We start from the raw sequence: 14,901 nt of genomic DNA on the forward strand, positions 1-14,901 counted from the left end.
TATCCTCATTCTCCTTGACTATGGACTAGCGGAAGTTCCTCCGCAATGCTTTCTTCTACCTCAAATAAGACTTTCATATAAACTTTACCATTCTCTTTCTTCTCATGCAAAATTTTTTCACTTATAATTTTCGTTCCTTTGCCGTTTTTGGCGATAATATCGTTCCTTGCTCCTTCCAATCCTTTCGTTCTGGCCCATTCTATCGTCTGTTGTTCCTCATGCTCTCGGGTCTCCAGATCTTTCTCTGTCAGCCAGCCCATGGGAAGTGTAAAGGATCGCCAGGTCAATGGTTTATGATCGCTCTCGGTATCAAAAGAACTGAACGGTGTACTTCCATATCCCCACAGTTGGATCGCCCATTTCCCCAGCACCATGTAAAAGCGTTCTTTGCTCTCACCAGTCATCGTGTTATGTTTTTGCACAAGCGGAACTTCTACCTGATACTCACGCCATACCAGACCACGAACTTCCCCTTTGGCAACGATGGTCTTGGTGTTCTCCTCATCCCCGAGAATACCCGAGATCAAGACCTGACCCTTTTTGACACGCATATCCTTCTGAACAACAGGACGTCCCTGCTCTGCATAGATTTGAGTGACGACAGCATCTGCTTTGCTGATCAAATGTCTGGGATTCAATAACGGCTCGCGCTTCGGTTGCGCCGACTCTACGACCTGAATGGTAATGGTTGTCCCCTCTTTGCTCACGCCAATCCAAGTCACATCCGGTAGAGCGAGTGCAAGCTGTCTGGAGAGCTTGTCTTGGCTCTGCAAGCGGAACCCCCATTGGAAAGGGTATACCCCTTCTTTCTTCGCTGCTGCGAGCACCTCGTCCGTGGGAATGGTAACGTTACCCTTGACCTCCACATTCCATACCATAGACGACAATGCAAACAAAGCTGCCACAAAAAACAACATTCCCCCGAGAAAAAACTTCCTTCGCAATAGTCGGGCTGCAAAAAATGGAAAACCGCTGCGATGGGTCACTTTCACTCTGCAGCCTGTCCGTTTCAACATCGGACGCAGCCTGAAAAAATGCGGCAGCAGAATGTTCATCTCTGCCACGCGTCCATCGTGAGCACGCAGGTTCCACACTTCCAGTCCCTGCTCTGCCACTGTATTGATCAATGCTTCAATGTCTCCCCCAGTGACCGTGATTCGGACTGCTCCCCGCAGTTTGTACAGACTGGGCTGCTTCATGCGTTCCCCTCCACTCCATTCATATGAATATCCAGAATCGTTCCTTCAACAGCTACTTCATCCGGCAAAATGTTGCGTATCACCAAAGCAGTCCCCTTGATCTCCAACTGGCCTTGGGAAAGAGCCAGCACGATGCGATCCGGCGTGAAATGGATAACACCGCGATGATTCTCTATATATAGTTGCTTACTGCCAATCAGGGTTAACCGTGGCATATCATAAAGCACATCCTGCGGCAGATCCAACACTTCACTGGTCCATCTGCGCAGCTTGCGGCTGATCCGGGTCATTCGAAGGTCTTCCCCCTTCCTCTACAGTTCAACTTATGCGCAGATTCGTGAATTTATGAAAATTCCGGGGCGTTTAGATACGAATGTTGAGAAAAAAGCAAAGAACACAGAAAAAGCCGTCTCCGGCGGCTTTATGCTCACCAGAGACGGCTCTATTTCCGTCCAACAGTATGACTAGTTTATAGTTTCCCTCTTGTGCCAAACGGCTGTTTGGAACGAGGGGAACCCAGTACTTCTGCCCACAATACACCTGTACGAATATCGGCAGGGCGAAGCGGGGATGCACCCGATCCATCGGTGCTAGACTCATCCCAACTGGAATCAGACACAACTGGTCGATTCGCAGAAGAGATGCGATTCAAGCGTTCTTCAATCAAGCGTTGCTGCTGTTCCATGCCTCTCATCTGTTCCTCAAGTGAATTTTCCATGGCACTCATCGTGCCCTCACTTCTGTAATCACTTGCGGGGCGAGAAGATGCAGCAGGCTCCGAATACGGCTGATCATACTGATTCTCATATTGCTCGTCATCATACCGATCGTCATACTGTTCATCATAGCGGGGATCTGCAGGTCCGGAAGACTGCTGCGGAGATGAGTTATCTCTTGAGCGTTCATCCCGGCCTGAGTCACCGCTGCCTCCAAACGTAGGCATCCCGTTAGCAGGACGCTTTTTGTTCGGATCAGCCGATTTGGCAGCTTTCCCCAAGAAGGAGAAGAGCGCAAAACCGATGACGGCCACAATATACAGATTATCAAAAATCCATTCAAATAGGCCCATATGCACTCACCGCCTATCTTCCGTTTTTGGAATCACCCTGATCGTTGGAATTCGAACCTTCACCAGGTTTTCCCAATGTGTTACGCATTTGAGTATCTGCTTCAATATTCTTCAGGTTCATGTAATCCATGACACCAATTTTACCACTACGCAGTGCTTCGGACATCGCCAAAGGTACTTGGGATTCGGATTCAACAACGCGCGCTCTCATTTCCACTACGCGTGCTTTCATCTCTTGCTCTTGGGCTACGGCCATTGCACGACGCTCTTCTGCTTTCGCTTGAGCGATTCGTTTGTCAGCTTCTGCTTGCTCTGTTTGCAAGAATGCACCAATGTTTTTACCTACATCAACGTCCGCAATATCAATGGACAGGATTTCAAAAGCAGTACCTGCATCCAGACCTTTGGACAATACCGTACGGGAGATCAGATCCGGATTTTCCAGGACGTCTTTGTGAGAATTGGAGGAACCGTTCGTACTTACGATACCTTCGCCGACACGGGCGATGATCGTTTCTTCACCAGCACCACCGACGAGACGGTCAATATTGGCACGAACCGTAACCCGTGCTCTAACTTTAACTTCGATACCATCTTTGGCTACCGCAGAGACAATCGGTGTTTCGATAACACGTGGGTTAACGCTCATTTGTACGGCTTGCAATACGTCACGACCTGCGAGGTCAATGGCAGCAGCACGTTCAAATTCGAGCGGAATGTTCGCACGTTGTGCAGCAATCAGAGCGTTTACAACACGGTCAACGTTACCACCTGCCAGGAAGTGACTCTCCAGTTGGTTCATTGAAAGTTTAAGACCCGCTTTAGTTGCTTTAATCATTGGATTTACGATACGGCTAGGCGTTACACGTCTCAGTCTCATCGCAACCAGTGTAATAATACTTACACGTACGCCGGATGCAATCGCTGAAACCCAGAGCATAACCGGGAAAAAGCTGAAGAATACGCTCAATACGATAATACCTACTACCGCAATGAGCAAAATCGTAATCATAGGTGCGTCCATAGTTTAAAATCCTCCATTTACCATTTGAATTTGTTAAAAATATTAGAGAAGACAATCATAAGTCTGCTACTAAATCAAAAAATGCACCACCTCGCTGGCAGCTTCAGCTACGTGGTTATGTACATTGCCGAGGCGTTGATCCGCTTCGACAACAGAGCGAGTTACACCGGCAATGCTTGCTGAACCACAATCCGGGTACCTTCCGCTTTAATCACAATAATCGGTGTATCAATGGGAATGAAGTCTCCGTCGGTCACGACGTCAATTCGTTCCCCTTCAAACATCGCTGTTCCAGAAGGACGAAGCGGTGTCAGACTGATTCCTTGCAGACCCACCAGCTCTTTGCGTTCTGTCGCTGATGAATAACCACGATCCGCAGACATACTGTCACTCAGTATGAACCGATTCCAGATCCCTCGATCCTTAAAGATGATTGAGATGATCGCAATGACTACCAGTGCTGCTCCAAAAGCGATACCCAGAGATACAAATGCATCACTCGTATCATAAGCAGCCCTTACAACACCGGCCACAAGCGCAATCGATCCCAAAATCCCCAGAATACCGAAGCTCGGAATAAACATCTCCAGAATCATCATGATGAGTCCAACAGTAAATAGTACCCATGTCTCCGCTCCGGCAAATCCCGCAATGTAATTACCTGAGAAATATAAGACGAAACACACGATACCCACAATACCAGGAACTCCAAAACCAGGAACAATCAATTCAATGATCACACCCGCGATTCCGAGGAACAATAATACAGTCATGACAACAGGATTGGTAAGAAAAGATGAAATATTCTCTGCTGTCGTCCGTTCTACCTTAAATACATCATCCTGACTGTAACCGAGCCAAGTTGCCGCTTCTTCCGGTGTGTTGCTGATGTGGTCGGCATAACCGACTTTCAGCGCTTCTTCAGCCGAGAGAGCAATAATTTCACCTTTTTGCTTGGTTTTATTGATCTCTGGCATCTCCACAACCATGTTAACATCCGTCATTCCAGCTGCAATTTTGCCATCACGGCCACTGATTTCAGCCGCTCCCTGCATTTTGCTCTTCCAAAATGCAACAAGCTTCGGATCATCAATATGTTTACCAGAACTGTCCACCATTGCCGCCGCACCAATCATACTGCCTGGTGACATTACGATCTTATCTGCATTCAGAGCCAGAAAACTTCCGGCTGAAGCAGCATCTCCACGGACAAATGCAACCGTCTCTATCGGACTGTCCTTAATCAGGGTTCCCAATGCTTCTGCAGTGTCGACACGGCCTCCCGGCGTATTGATATCAAGAACGATCAGGCCAGCGTTCATCTTTTCCGCTTCCTTGAACCCGCGTTCCATGAACTTGCCAAGTCCCTGCTCGATTGGTTTGTCAACCGGAATAATATATACGGCGCCACTCTTCTCAGCTGCATGCGCTGACGGTGATCCAATCCAGACAGGAAGCAACAGCGTCAGCAGCATTAAGAGCATCAATGGCCCCGTAAGCTTCTTCCGGCGCTTTCCCTTCACAATAGTCCCCCCTTTTCCATTAATGTTATACTGTCCAGCTTATGGTATTTATTACGTGCAATGCAACATTTCGTTTCAAAATCTTAAAATTATATTTGAAAACAGGATCAATTGCAAGAATATAAATCCATAATAATATATATTAACCATTAAAAAGAAAAAATCACCGGTCACACGGACTTCATGTGTTCTTGTACATGGAAAAAACACCCCCTGACAAGTCAGGAGGTGTTTATTGATTTGCTTTATTGCAGAAATTGTTGAACTGCTTGATTTACCAGTTTGCCGTCCGCTTTGCCTTTAACTTTCGGCATAAGGGCCGCCATGACTTTCCCCATCTCTGCTTTCGAAGAAGCACCGGTTTCCTGGATGGTCTGCTGTACAATAACTTTAATTTCTTCTTCGGAAAGCTGTGCGGGAAGGTACTGGATGAGTACTTCAATTTCCGCTTTTGCATTTGCCGCGAGGTCTTCACGGCCCGCTTTGTCAAATTCTTGGAGGGCATCTTTGCGCTGTTTGATTTCACGACTCAGGATATCAAGCACTTCGTTGTCATCCAAATCTCTTTTCAAATCTATTTCAAGATTCTTGATCGTCGAACGAATCAACCGAATGTTGGAGAGTCTGAACTTGTCCTTACTCTTCATCGCTTGCTTCATATCTTCGTTCAATCGTTCGCTAAGATTCATGTAGTTAAAATCCTCCTAAAACTTTCTCTTACGAGCAGCCTCGGACTTTTTCTTGCGCTTTACGCTTGGCTTCTCATAATGCTTACGTTTCTTCACCTCAGCCAATACGCCATCTTTAGCGATGGAGCGTTTAAAACGACGAAGTGCAGCATCAATAGTCTCGTTTTTGCGAACTTTAGTTTCAGACACCAGTTTTCCCTCCCTCCGACCAGACCGTCCAAGAGCAATAACACGGTTCATCATCTTTCATTATAGGCGAAAGGTAATAAAGGTGTCAACCTCCATGTAAAGATCACTTATTTATATGAGCGTTTGGTTACATATTCATGGATTTAATGCATATGCATAACGACTCAATATTAGCACACGTTAGCTCTTTTATTTGTGAGAATCAGACAAACTTGTCAACACGCCAAGTCTGGTACCACCCAGCAAATGATAATGCAGATGATGAACGGTTTGTTCTCCATCCTTACCACAATTGTTGATTAAGCGATACCCTGTTTCCTCCACGCCAAGACGCTTGGCCGCTTCTTGAGCAGCCAGATGAATCTCGCCGATCAAAGGCAGATCTTCTGCAGTCACTTCATTCATGGAAGCAATATGTTTCTTCGGAATGATGAGCACATGTGTCGGTGCTGCGGGCTGGATGTCATGAAACACGATAACATGGTCATTCTCCAGTACTTTATTGGAGGGAATGCTGCCCTCTACAATTTTGCAAAATAAGCAATCCATAGTTCATACCCTCCTTTGTAAACCAATGTATGTATTCCTTCCTATCATACTAGAAGTAAAAACCCACGTCCAATCTCTAGGCACACTGCCAGCTAGTCTAAACAAACTCATCGTTCCTCTTCCCTTCAGCAATCCATATCCATGGCTTTCAGGTGAAGAAATAACTCAAGAAAGTCACGGGAATCAATCAAGTAAAGAGGTACAGAGGTGATGATTTAAAGCCATAAAATTCCATATTTTTCTTTTAAATTACACTTTTATAGTATATAATCCCCATTGATATAGTTGATTTTATTCTTGGCAATACCAAGGAGGATATTAAAGTAATGGGTAGAGAGTTTGTGGCTTTATTTGACCAATGGTCAAATGATTATGATCAAACCGTAATGGGACATGACCAACAATATCAGGAAGTATTTGAGCATTATGAAGAAATCCTTCATACAGTGGTCTCAGAGGTGCGCGGAACGATTTTGGAGTTTGGCGTAGGGACGGGAAATCTTACAGAAAAGTTGATAGCCGCAGGTCATAAAGTATACGGGGTTGAACCTTCACAAGGGATGATCCATCAGGTGCAAAAGCGGAACCTGAACTTCGAATTGTTTGAAGGAGACTTTCTGGAGTTCCCTCCTCTCGCTGAGCCAATCGACGCCATCGTGAGCACCTATGCTTTTCATCATTTAACGGATGCGGAGAAAGAACAGGCGATTTCAATATATGCCAAGCTGCTAAGCCCCAATGGAAAAATCGTGTTTGCAGATACCGTCTTTCAGGATCAGGAGAGTCGTCGTCAGATTGAGGATAAGGTAGCATCTCAAGGCTATACTGAACTGCTGACAGATCTACGGACCGAATACTATACGACAATCGATGTATTACAAGCCATTTTATCGAAATATGGTTTTAACACGCACTTTTCCCGATTAAACCAATATGTATGGTTAATGAACGCACAAAAGGAGATTGGTTAATTTGACCGTTTATCAACATGTACAGGAACTTATAGGTAATACACCTCTGCTTGAATTAACTCGTTATCCATTACCGGAAGGAATCCGTCTATTCGCCAAACTGGAATTCATGAATCCTGGAGGAAGTGTGAAAGATCGGATCGGCAAGTTTTTATTGGAGCAAGCATTGGCAAGAGGAGACGTTAAGCCAGGTGGAACGGTAATCGAAGCAACCGCAGGCAATACAGGGATTGGGCTTGCGATGGCGGCTGTAGGCCTGAACTTAAAGGTCATTTTTACAGTACCTCAGAAGTTCAGCGTCGAGAAGCAGCAATTGATGAAAGCTCTTGGAGCTACGGTTGTGAACACACCCACATCAGAAGGAATGACGGGTGCCATACGCAAGGCCGAATCGTTGGCGAAAGAAATACCAGGTTCGTATATTCCAGGTCAGTTCTCCAATCCGGATAACCCACTCGCACATTACGAACATCTGGGCCCTGAGATTTGGCGTGATTTGAACGGACAGGTGGATGTATATATCGCCGGAGCCGGGTCTGGCGGTACTTTCATGGGAGGATCGCGCTATTTGAAGGAGCAAAACCCGTCAATCAAAACATGTATCGTCGAACCCGAAGGTTCGATTCTCGCAGGAGGTCCCTCGGGACCACATCGTACAGAAGGAATAGGCGTCGAAACATTATCTTCTTTTATGGATGTGAGTTATTTTGATGCCATTCATACGATCTCAGATGAAGATGCCTTTGAGCGGGTCAAAGATCTAGCCCTATTGGAAGGATTACTGGTAGGAAGCTCCTCAGGAGCAGCTATGCAAGCCGCATTAACCGAAGCTGGTCGCGCAGCCCCTGGAAGTAAAATCGTCGTTATTTTCCCGGATAGCAGCGAACGGTATTTAAGCCAAAATATCTATGATGGAGGACAATAACATGAGACCAAAAACAAAGCTGATTCATGCAGGAATTGTTGGTGATCCACACACTGGAGCAGTGAGTGTACCTATCTATCAAGTAAGCACGTATGAGCAAGAATCGGTTGGCGTACACAAAGGATACGAGTATTCACGTACTGGTAACCCTACCCGTCATGCGTTGGAAGAAGTCATTAAAGAGCTGGAGGATGGCGTTCGCGGTTTTGCTTTTAGTTCCGGAATGGCTGCGATTCACGCTGTACTGTCTCTGTTGAAAACTGGAGATCACGTCATTCTGACGGATGACGTCTACGGCGGGACTTATCGTATTTTCACCAAAGTGCTGAATCGTCTGGGGATCGAGTCTACCTTTGTAGATACCACCTCACTACAAGCACTGGAGCAAGCTTTGCAATCCAATACGAAGGCCATCTATGTAGAAACACCTACCAATCCGTTACTCAAAGTCACCGATATTGCTGCTGTAGCGAAATGGTCGAAACAACATGAGTTGCTATTCATCGTGGATAACACGTTTAGTACGCCTTATTGGCAAACCCCGCTGGCTCTGGGAGCGGATATTGTATTGCATTCTGCAACGAAATACATCGGCGGTCATAGCGATGTCGTGGCAGGACTTGCGGTTGTCAACTGCGAGCAACTTGGAGAAGACCTGCATTTTATTCAAAATGCCATCGGCGCAGTCCTGGGACCCATGGATTCCTGGCTCTTAATGCGAGGTCTTAAAACATTGGGATTGCGGATGGAAGCGCAAGAACGCAATACCGAGCAGATTGTGGCATTTTTGAATCAACATCCGACTGTGAGCAAAGTCTATTATCCCGGGTTGCCCGACCATCCACAGTATAAGCTCGCTTCCACGCAAGCGAGAGGATATGGCGGTATGGTTTCCTTTGATGTAGGCAGCGCTGAAAAAGTAGATGAGGTGTTAAGCAAAGTCCGTTATTTCACATTGGCTGAAAGTCTGGGCGCAGTGGAGAGTTTAATCTCTGTACCTGCCCGAATGACGCATGCTTCCATTCCTTATGAACGTCGTCAAGAATTGGGGATTACGGATGGTTTGATTCGTATCTCCGTTGGGATCGAGGATGTTGAAGATTTACTTGAGGATTTGAAATCTGCATTAAGTTAAGGGCATTTTGAATAAAGTCTAAGCTGGCCATCAATCGATTCTTACACTAATTAGGTTCAAAAAAAGTCATGCCTTACAGAAGTTCGCTTCTGCACAGGCATGACCTTTTTGGATGTTCGGTATGTTGCCAGTTGTATTGCAATGACTGTCGCGATACATCAGGCTGGACTCCATATGTGATAAGACCGCTCTATTTCATAATCTAGGGTATCCATGAATCAAACATATCCATCCTCAACTTGTTCTTTTCAAAGACTTTCATAAGGTGCATAAAAATGGATCACTGTCGTTATACTTGATTTTCTAATTTCAATAGTACGGTAAAAGGGTTAACGCCGTAAGCGCAAATAACGGGAGCACCAGTCGGTTAAACCGTCTACGGCCATAACCATAATACGGATAAGGAGTAGGGTACCCGTATCCTGGATAAAATCCGCGGGTATGACCTATTGGATAGTTCGCTCCCGGCATTGCATTTGGAGCCCAGTTTGCATGATTCACCATGGCTTCTGGTCCAACGGGAACAGCCAAATAAATCATTTCATCATCCACATTTTCCATAATGCCATCATAGTGCATGCCATCATTCATCTGTACACATACATAACGATGCATGTGTTCCTTACACATTTTCTTCGCTTCCACCTTTTCCACTTGCCAACGCCTCCTCGATTCTGCTCTTGATCACCTTTTCATGGTATTCAGAACTGGGCGAATTGACACTACGGGGAAAAGGCAAAAAAAGAAGCACCCCGTGAGCGGCTTCCTTGGAAGGCTGCTGCGCGGACATCTATTCAGGAAACGTCCTGATCAGATGTCCGCCGGGGTACTTAAATAAAGTTTGTCGGCTTAACTGTAGTATAACAGCGGGATGAACCTGTATCTGTGATGTAACTCACTCCGCTATGTTATAAAAGCAAGAAAAGAAATATTTTTACAATAAGATTCGGTAATATTCAGTTGTTTGGACTATAAGAGGCGTTTCTATCATTTGTATTACTTACACGTTTCCCTCTACAGGGTCTCCAAGACCACCCGTGAGCCGTTTCCTGCTTCACCTGCAGGGATCACCACAAGCTTGCGTGGCAAGCGTGCGCGCAGTTCAGGCACGTGACTGATTACACCGACAGCCAATCGGTCGTCATGCAGTTTTTCCAGCGACGTAATGACGGTATCCAACAACTCCGGGTCAAGTGTACCAAACCCTTCATCCAGGAAGAAGAATTGAAGCGGGTACTGACCTCGCAGCTGAATCTGGGCCGACAATGCCAAAGCCAGTGACAATGAGGTCAAAAACGTCTCCCCACCTGACAACGTCGATACTGGTCGTTTGACTCCCCCGTTGGCATCATCACAAATCACAAAACCACCACCGGAGTCTACCTCCAGTGAATAACGCTGTTTGGTCAGGAAACGCAGACGCTGAGATGCCGCATGACTAACCTGCATCAGTTGTTCTTCGGCAATATACTCGACAAAAGCATTGCCTCTGAACGCGGATTGCAGTTTGCTGAGCAGCTCGCCTTGACGGCTTACCTCCACCCGCTTGTTCTCCAGTTCGGTCCAGCGAACATGTCGCTGCTCTACATCCTCCAGATCACGTTCAGCGCGTGCTTTGGCACGAAGGGCAGCCTCATCCTCAATTCGGACCTGCTGCAAACGTTCGGTACAGGCTAACCACTGTTCCTCCGATACAACAGCACCACCCAGCTTTTGTTCCAGTTCACGCAACTGGGATGCCAGTTCACGCTCGCGTTCACGGTGCTGCTGGATTTCGCCTGCCAGTCGTTCTGCTTCCTGTGATGGAATCGCCGCGGATACAACAGCATCATCCGAGTCAAACGGGGATTGTTCCAGCAATAGCTGCCACCGTTCCTGTGCCTGTTGCAGATGTTCTGCTGCTGAGGCAGCTGCCTGCTGAGCCATGACATCTTTCTTGGCTGATTCCTGCTTCAGCGTGTCCGCTTCTTTGAAGCGTTGTGCCGAGTCCGCAGCTGCTTTTCGCAGTCCATCCAGACGAGCCTGAGCCGCAGCAATCAGATCTTCTACTCGCTGCTCCCCGACCCACTGGCGCAAACGTTCTTCCTTCTCGGTGAGCTGTTTGCTATTTCCCTGCCACTGCGTTTGCCACTGGATCAGTTGTTTATCCAATTCAACCAGCTTTTGCTGGAGAGTTTGGATGCTCTGATCTTTTTCCTCAAGGAACGTCACGCTTTTGTTCAGACGTTCCTTGATGTCTTCGGCGCGTGCATCGCGCTCCTGCATCGCCTGATAGAGGGCCTTGGCCTCCTCCTGAGCGATGCCCGGCAGTTCCGCGGCCCAGCGGCCCTGCAAGGCAGCCGCTGCGGCCTCGCTCTCGGCCAGCTTGCGCTCCGCCTGGGCGAGCCCGGCACGGCCGGCCTCCTGCGCAGCTGCCGCTTCCATGCGGCGCTGCTGTGCGCCCACAGCCGCCTGCTGCAACGCGGCGGCTTCGGCCTGGAGCGGCGCTGCTGCGGTAGCCAGCGCCTGCGCGGCTTCGCGCAGCGCAGCGGCACGCGATACCCAGCCTGCCGGGGAGCGCCCGTGTTCGGGCGACCCGGCGGGCTCGGGCTCCGCTGCCGCAGGCGCGGCCTCGGCTGCGGCAGGAGCTTCGCCGGCCGCAGCGCCAAGCTGCGTCAGCAGGCTGCGACGTTCGTGCAGCTGCTGGCGCAGCCCAAAGCGCAGCTCCTGCAGCTCCGCGTGCAGGCTGCGCAGCAGTTCCAGGTCCGCATCGCCTGCGTGCGGACCTTCTCCCGGCGGCGCAGCCGGGAGCGGGTGATGCGGCGAGCCGCACACCGGGCATGGCTCGCCGTCACGCAGCTCGGCGCGCAAGGCGGAGGACAGCCGGTGCAGCTCCTGCTCACGCATCGTGCCACGCATCTGTTCCTCCGCAAGGGACAGCAGGCTTTGTTCGCGACTGATGTCCTGCTCACAGCCAAGCAAGGCCTCAAGACCTGCTGACGCCTGTTCTACCAAGTGCTGACGCTGATCACTCAGGCGTTTTTCTTCCTCAGCCGCCCCCTTCAGCTTGTCGGCTCCCTGTTCTGCCGACTGCTTGTAGGCCAGCATGTCAGCCTTGTTTTGCTGCAGCTGCTCCGCGGCAGTATCCACACGATGCTTCAGTTCAAGCGCAGCCTGCAGCTGTCTGCGTTCCTCTGACTTCACTTCATTTGGCTTGAGGCTCTCCTGTAGTTCCTCACGCCGTTTGCGTCCACGCTGTTGCAATTCCTTTTCTTTCTCAAGCTGCTGTCCCAGCGCAGTCTGTTCGCCCTGCCCCTGTTCCAGCAGCTGCGCGAGGCGCGAGCAATCGGCTTGAAGTCCGTCCCGTTCCCGTTGCAGCTCTTTCGCTTGTTCCAGTTGTTCGAGGCGCAACAGCAGTTTCGGTTCTTCCTCAGCCATTTGCGAACGTGCCGTCTCGGCCTTCTCCGCTTCCTGAACAGCCAGACGCTCATGTTCCAATGCTTGCTGATGAGCTGTCTCGGCGGTATCCTGCCGCTGCTTCTGCGTAGACTTGGAATCTCGAACCGTCTGCAACGCAGGCAGTATTGCATCTGCCGCAACAGATTGTTTCAGCCGTTGTTCGCCTGCCTCAACCTGCGGTTCCAGCGCTTTAAGCTTCTGCTGTTCATCCGTACGGGCCTGCCGTTCGTTACTTAACTCACGAATTTTGCCCAGCTGTTCGGCTTCCTTCGCAGCTTCATCCAGCGCTTTGCGGGACAATTCAGACTGCTGAACAGCAGTTTGAAGAAGACGTTTCGTTTCTTCGAGCGTCTCCTTGCTGGCATTACCAAGCCCCTGTTGCTCCGCAGCAAGAGATTGGTGAACCATATCATTATCCTTGACACGCCGACTTAATTTGATAGCCAGCTGATCCCCATACTTTTCCAGATGGAACAATCGTTGCAGCATCTGGCGACGTTCACTGCCTTTGAGTGACAAAAACTCGGCAAACTTCCCTTGCGGAAGTACCACTGCCCGTGTAAAATCATCCATCTTCAAACCGATCACATCTTCAACACAGCGATTCACATCTGCCAATTTGTCGGCAAGTACCTGTTCTTCGCCATTGACCGTCTCTATGAATTTGCTGATCGTGTTACTCACCGAAACTTCATTATTTCGTTTGAAACGTCGCTCTACCCGGAACCTCCGAGTGCCTTCCGCCGACATCAGTTCGAATGTAAAAGCAACCGACAACGAATCTTCTGCGTGATTCATAATGCCTTGTGTACCGTTCACCGCACGTTCTACTTTTCCGTACATGGCGAGTGTGATGGCATCGAGCAAGGAAGATTTACCACTGCCCGTAGGACCGAAAATACCGAATAGACCCGTCTCCGTCAGCACGGTAAAATCAATTTCCTGCATCTCCCGATAACTTTGCAGTCCGGCAACTTTTAATAAAATGGGCTTCATCTTTCCTCGACCTCCTCACGCACACCCGGCTCGTCTTCATCCACAAGTTCCAGGAAAAGCTGTACCAGGCTGTCTTCCGGTTGTGCACCACCCGTCTGGCGCTGATAGAATTTACGGAACAGTTCGTGTACCGGTAGCTCGGATCGTTGCTCCAAAAGCCCTGCTGCAGCCATCTCGGGGTACACGGGGCGAATGTGAATAATACCCTCATGTGATTTTCGCAACTGCTGAATCTCCTTCAGCGACATCGCCTCGTCCAGCCACACTTCCATGTCGATAAAAGCCTGCGGATCACGTCCCTCGTCCAGCCAGCGATATACTTCTGCCAGACCACCACGTGCCTGCCAACGCACAAGCGGACGCCCAGACGTTAACAAAACTTCCTCTACCTGTGCAGCTCCACCCGGTGCCAGATCAACCATCGTGACAGACTTACTCTGCCCCGCTTCCGAGAAGCTGTAGGCCAGCGGAGAACCGCTATATCGAATCACTCCGTCTCCTTTGACAGCCTGTGCACGATGAAGATGCCCAAGCGCTGTGTATTGTGCGCCAGTCGATAAGGACGAAGGGTCTACCGTGTAGGCCCCACCGATCTGAATCGGACGTTCCGAATCACTCTCAAGTCCGCCGAGCACATAGATATGGCTCATGGCTAAATTTACGGTATCCGGGCGAAAAGAAGCTGCCAGACGCTGCATTAACATGCCTACCCGGTGACTGTATGCCTGACGAAGTACATTTTCGTCCCCATCTGTTGTCAGCAATTCATTCAATCTGGCTTCAGAAGGATAAGGTAATGCGGCAATCTGTGCAGTTTCTCCGGTTCGCTTCGCATAGATGGTTACCGCTTCTGAAGTAGGCATCCCTACGAGTGTAATACCCTGCCTGTTTACCAGTGGAGTTACAGAAGCCACCCGCTCTGGCTGATCATGATTCCCTGCAATTACCACGAGAGGTCTTCCATGCTCCGTCAGACGTGCTGCCGCTTCATAAAAAAGTTGTTCCGCCGCTGCGGGAGGATTCACGGAATCATACACATCTCCGGCCATCAATATGGCATCCGCCTGCTGCTCATCAGCCACCCTGACAAGTTCATCAACGAAATCTTCCTGTTCACGCAGTCGGCTTCGTCCTTCCAGCGTTTTTCCCAAATGCCAGTCCCCTGTATGCAAAATACGCATCGTCCGTTCCACC

At 49.0% G+C, this 14,901-nt stretch carries 14 protein-coding genes; 3 read left to right on the plus strand and 11 right to left on the minus strand.

The window, feature by feature from the left end; genetic code table 11:
• Window positions 1-5: 5 nt before the first annotated feature.
• The 8 genes from yqfD to OM416_RS07095 form a co-directional block, all read right to left on the minus strand.
• Window positions 6-1,199: a sporulation protein YqfD gene (yqfD, locus tag OM416_RS07060; protein WP_264928109.1), complete on the minus strand. Its 1,194-nt coding sequence runs from the start codon at window positions 1,197-1,199 to the stop codon at window positions 6-8.
• Window positions 1,196-1,489 carry a sporulation protein YqfC gene (yqfC, locus tag OM416_RS07065; protein WP_145323259.1) on the minus strand — a complete coding sequence of 98 codons (294 nt, stop codon included), beginning with the start codon at window positions 1,487-1,489 and terminating at the stop codon, window positions 1,196-1,198. The genes yqfD and yqfC overlap by 4 nt, the downstream gene beginning before the upstream one ends.
• Before the next feature lie 179 nt (window positions 1,490-1,668).
• Entirely contained in the window at window positions 1,669-2,268 is a 600-nt protein-coding gene (locus tag OM416_RS07070) for a hypothetical protein (protein ID WP_264928110.1), read from the minus strand.
• 13 nt (window positions 2,269-2,281) lie between these two features.
• Window positions 2,282-3,292 (minus strand): flotillin-like protein FloA, encoded by a 1,011-nt coding sequence (gene floA, locus OM416_RS07075; RefSeq protein WP_264928111.1) that lies wholly within the window; start codon window positions 3,290-3,292, stop codon window positions 2,282-2,284.
• A gap of 161 nt (window positions 3,293-3,453) precedes the next feature.
• Entirely contained in the window at window positions 3,454-4,776 is a 1,323-nt protein-coding gene (locus OM416_RS07080; RefSeq protein ID WP_264928867.1) for an NfeD family protein, read from the minus strand.
• A 284-nt stretch (window positions 4,777-5,060) separates the two neighbouring features.
• Window positions 5,061-5,504 carry a GatB/YqeY domain-containing protein gene (locus OM416_RS07085; protein ID WP_062835503.1) on the minus strand — a complete coding sequence of 148 codons (444 nt, stop codon included), beginning with the start codon at window positions 5,502-5,504 and terminating at the stop codon, window positions 5,061-5,063.
• Window positions 5,505-5,519: 15 nt separating this feature from the next.
• The gene (gene rpsU, locus OM416_RS07090; protein ID WP_005547957.1) at window positions 5,520-5,693 is read right to left on the minus strand and encodes a 30S ribosomal protein S21; all 174 of its coding nucleotides are present in this window, start codon (window positions 5,691-5,693) and stop codon (window positions 5,520-5,522) included.
• Window positions 5,694-5,882: 189 nt separating this feature from the next.
• Window positions 5,883-6,242 (minus strand): histidine triad nucleotide-binding protein, encoded by a 360-nt coding sequence (locus OM416_RS07095; protein ID WP_264928112.1) that lies wholly within the window; start codon window positions 6,240-6,242, stop codon window positions 5,883-5,885.
• Between the two features lie 326 nt (window positions 6,243-6,568).
• On the opposite strand from OM416_RS07095, the gene OM416_RS07100 reads away from it, so the two are divergent.
• The 3 genes from OM416_RS07100 to OM416_RS07110 are packed head-to-tail and all read left to right on the plus strand — an operon-like array spanning window position 6,569 to window position 9,273.
• Window positions 6,569-7,213 (plus strand): class I SAM-dependent DNA methyltransferase, encoded by a 645-nt coding sequence (locus tag OM416_RS07100; protein WP_264928113.1) that lies wholly within the window; start codon window positions 6,569-6,571, stop codon window positions 7,211-7,213.
• Window position 7,214: 1 nt separating this feature from the next.
• Entirely contained in the window at window positions 7,215-8,138 is a 924-nt protein-coding gene (locus OM416_RS07105; protein WP_264928114.1) for a PLP-dependent cysteine synthase family protein, read from the plus strand.
• 1 nt (window position 8,139) lies between these two features.
• Window positions 8,140-9,273, plus strand: coding sequence for a bifunctional cystathionine gamma-lyase/homocysteine desulfhydrase (locus OM416_RS07110; protein WP_264928115.1), 1,134 nt, complete (start codon window positions 8,140-8,142; stop codon window positions 9,271-9,273).
• A 309-nt stretch (window positions 9,274-9,582) separates the two neighbouring features.
• On the opposite strand, the gene OM416_RS07115 is transcribed toward OM416_RS07110, so the two are convergent.
• The 3 genes from OM416_RS07115 to OM416_RS07125 form a co-directional block, all read right to left on the minus strand.
• Entirely contained in the window at window positions 9,583-9,927 is a 345-nt protein-coding gene (locus tag OM416_RS07115; protein WP_413775750.1) for a hypothetical protein, read from the minus strand.
• A 360-nt stretch (window positions 9,928-10,287) separates the two neighbouring features.
• Window positions 10,288-13,707, minus strand: coding sequence for an SbcC/MukB-like Walker B domain-containing protein (locus OM416_RS07120; RefSeq protein WP_264928116.1), 3,420 nt, complete (start codon window positions 13,705-13,707; stop codon window positions 10,288-10,290).
• Window positions 13,704-14,888, minus strand: a complete 1,185-nt coding sequence (locus OM416_RS07125) for an exonuclease SbcCD subunit D (protein ID WP_264928872.1) — start codon at window positions 14,886-14,888, stop codon at window positions 13,704-13,706. The genes OM416_RS07120 and OM416_RS07125 overlap by 4 nt, the downstream gene beginning before the upstream one ends.
• Window positions 14,889-14,901 lie beyond the last annotated feature (13 nt).

It is taken from the genome of Paenibacillus sp. LS1 (assembly GCF_026013365.1).
Classification (GTDB): Bacteria; Bacillota; Bacilli; order Paenibacillales; family Paenibacillaceae; genus Paenibacillus.

Bases quoted from the DNA above. Each gene is read 5' to 3' on its own strand.
- OM416_RS07120 (WP_264928116.1), bottom strand. From the start codon at position 13,707: ATGAAGCCCATTTTATTAAAAGTTGCCGGACTGCAAAGTTATCGGGAG.
- OM416_RS07100 (WP_264928113.1), top strand. From the start codon at position 6,569: ATGGGTAGAGAGTTTGTGGCTTTATTTGACCAATGGTCAAATGATTAT.
- OM416_RS07070 (WP_264928110.1), bottom strand. From the start codon at position 2,268: ATGGGCCTATTTGAATGGATTTTTGATAATCTGTATATTGTGGCCGTC.
- OM416_RS07110 (WP_264928115.1), top strand. From the start codon at position 8,140: ATGAGACCAAAAACAAAGCTGATTCATGCAGGAATTGTTGGTGATCCA.
- OM416_RS07080 (WP_264928867.1), bottom strand. From the start codon at position 4,776: ATGCTCTTAATGCTGCTGACGCTGTTGCTTCCTGTCTGGATTGGATCA.
- yqfC (WP_145323259.1), bottom strand. From the start codon at position 1,489: ATGACCCGGATCAGCCGCAAGCTGCGCAGATGGACCAGTGAAGTGTTG.
- OM416_RS07085 (WP_062835503.1), bottom strand. From the start codon at position 5,504: ATGAATCTTAGCGAACGATTGAACGAAGATATGAAGCAAGCGATGAAG.
- floA (WP_264928111.1), bottom strand. From the start codon at position 3,292: ATGGACGCACCTATGATTACGATTTTGCTCATTGCGGTAGTAGGTATT.
- yqfD (WP_264928109.1), bottom strand. From the start codon at position 1,199: ATGAAGCAGCCCAGTCTGTACAAACTGCGGGGAGCAGTCCGAATCACG.
- OM416_RS07125 (WP_264928872.1), bottom strand. From the start codon at position 14,888: ATGCGTATTTTGCATACAGGGGACTGGCATTTGGGAAAAACGCTGGAA.
- OM416_RS07095 (WP_264928112.1), bottom strand. From the start codon at position 6,242: ATGGATTGCTTATTTTGCAAAATTGTAGAGGGCAGCATTCCCTCCAAT.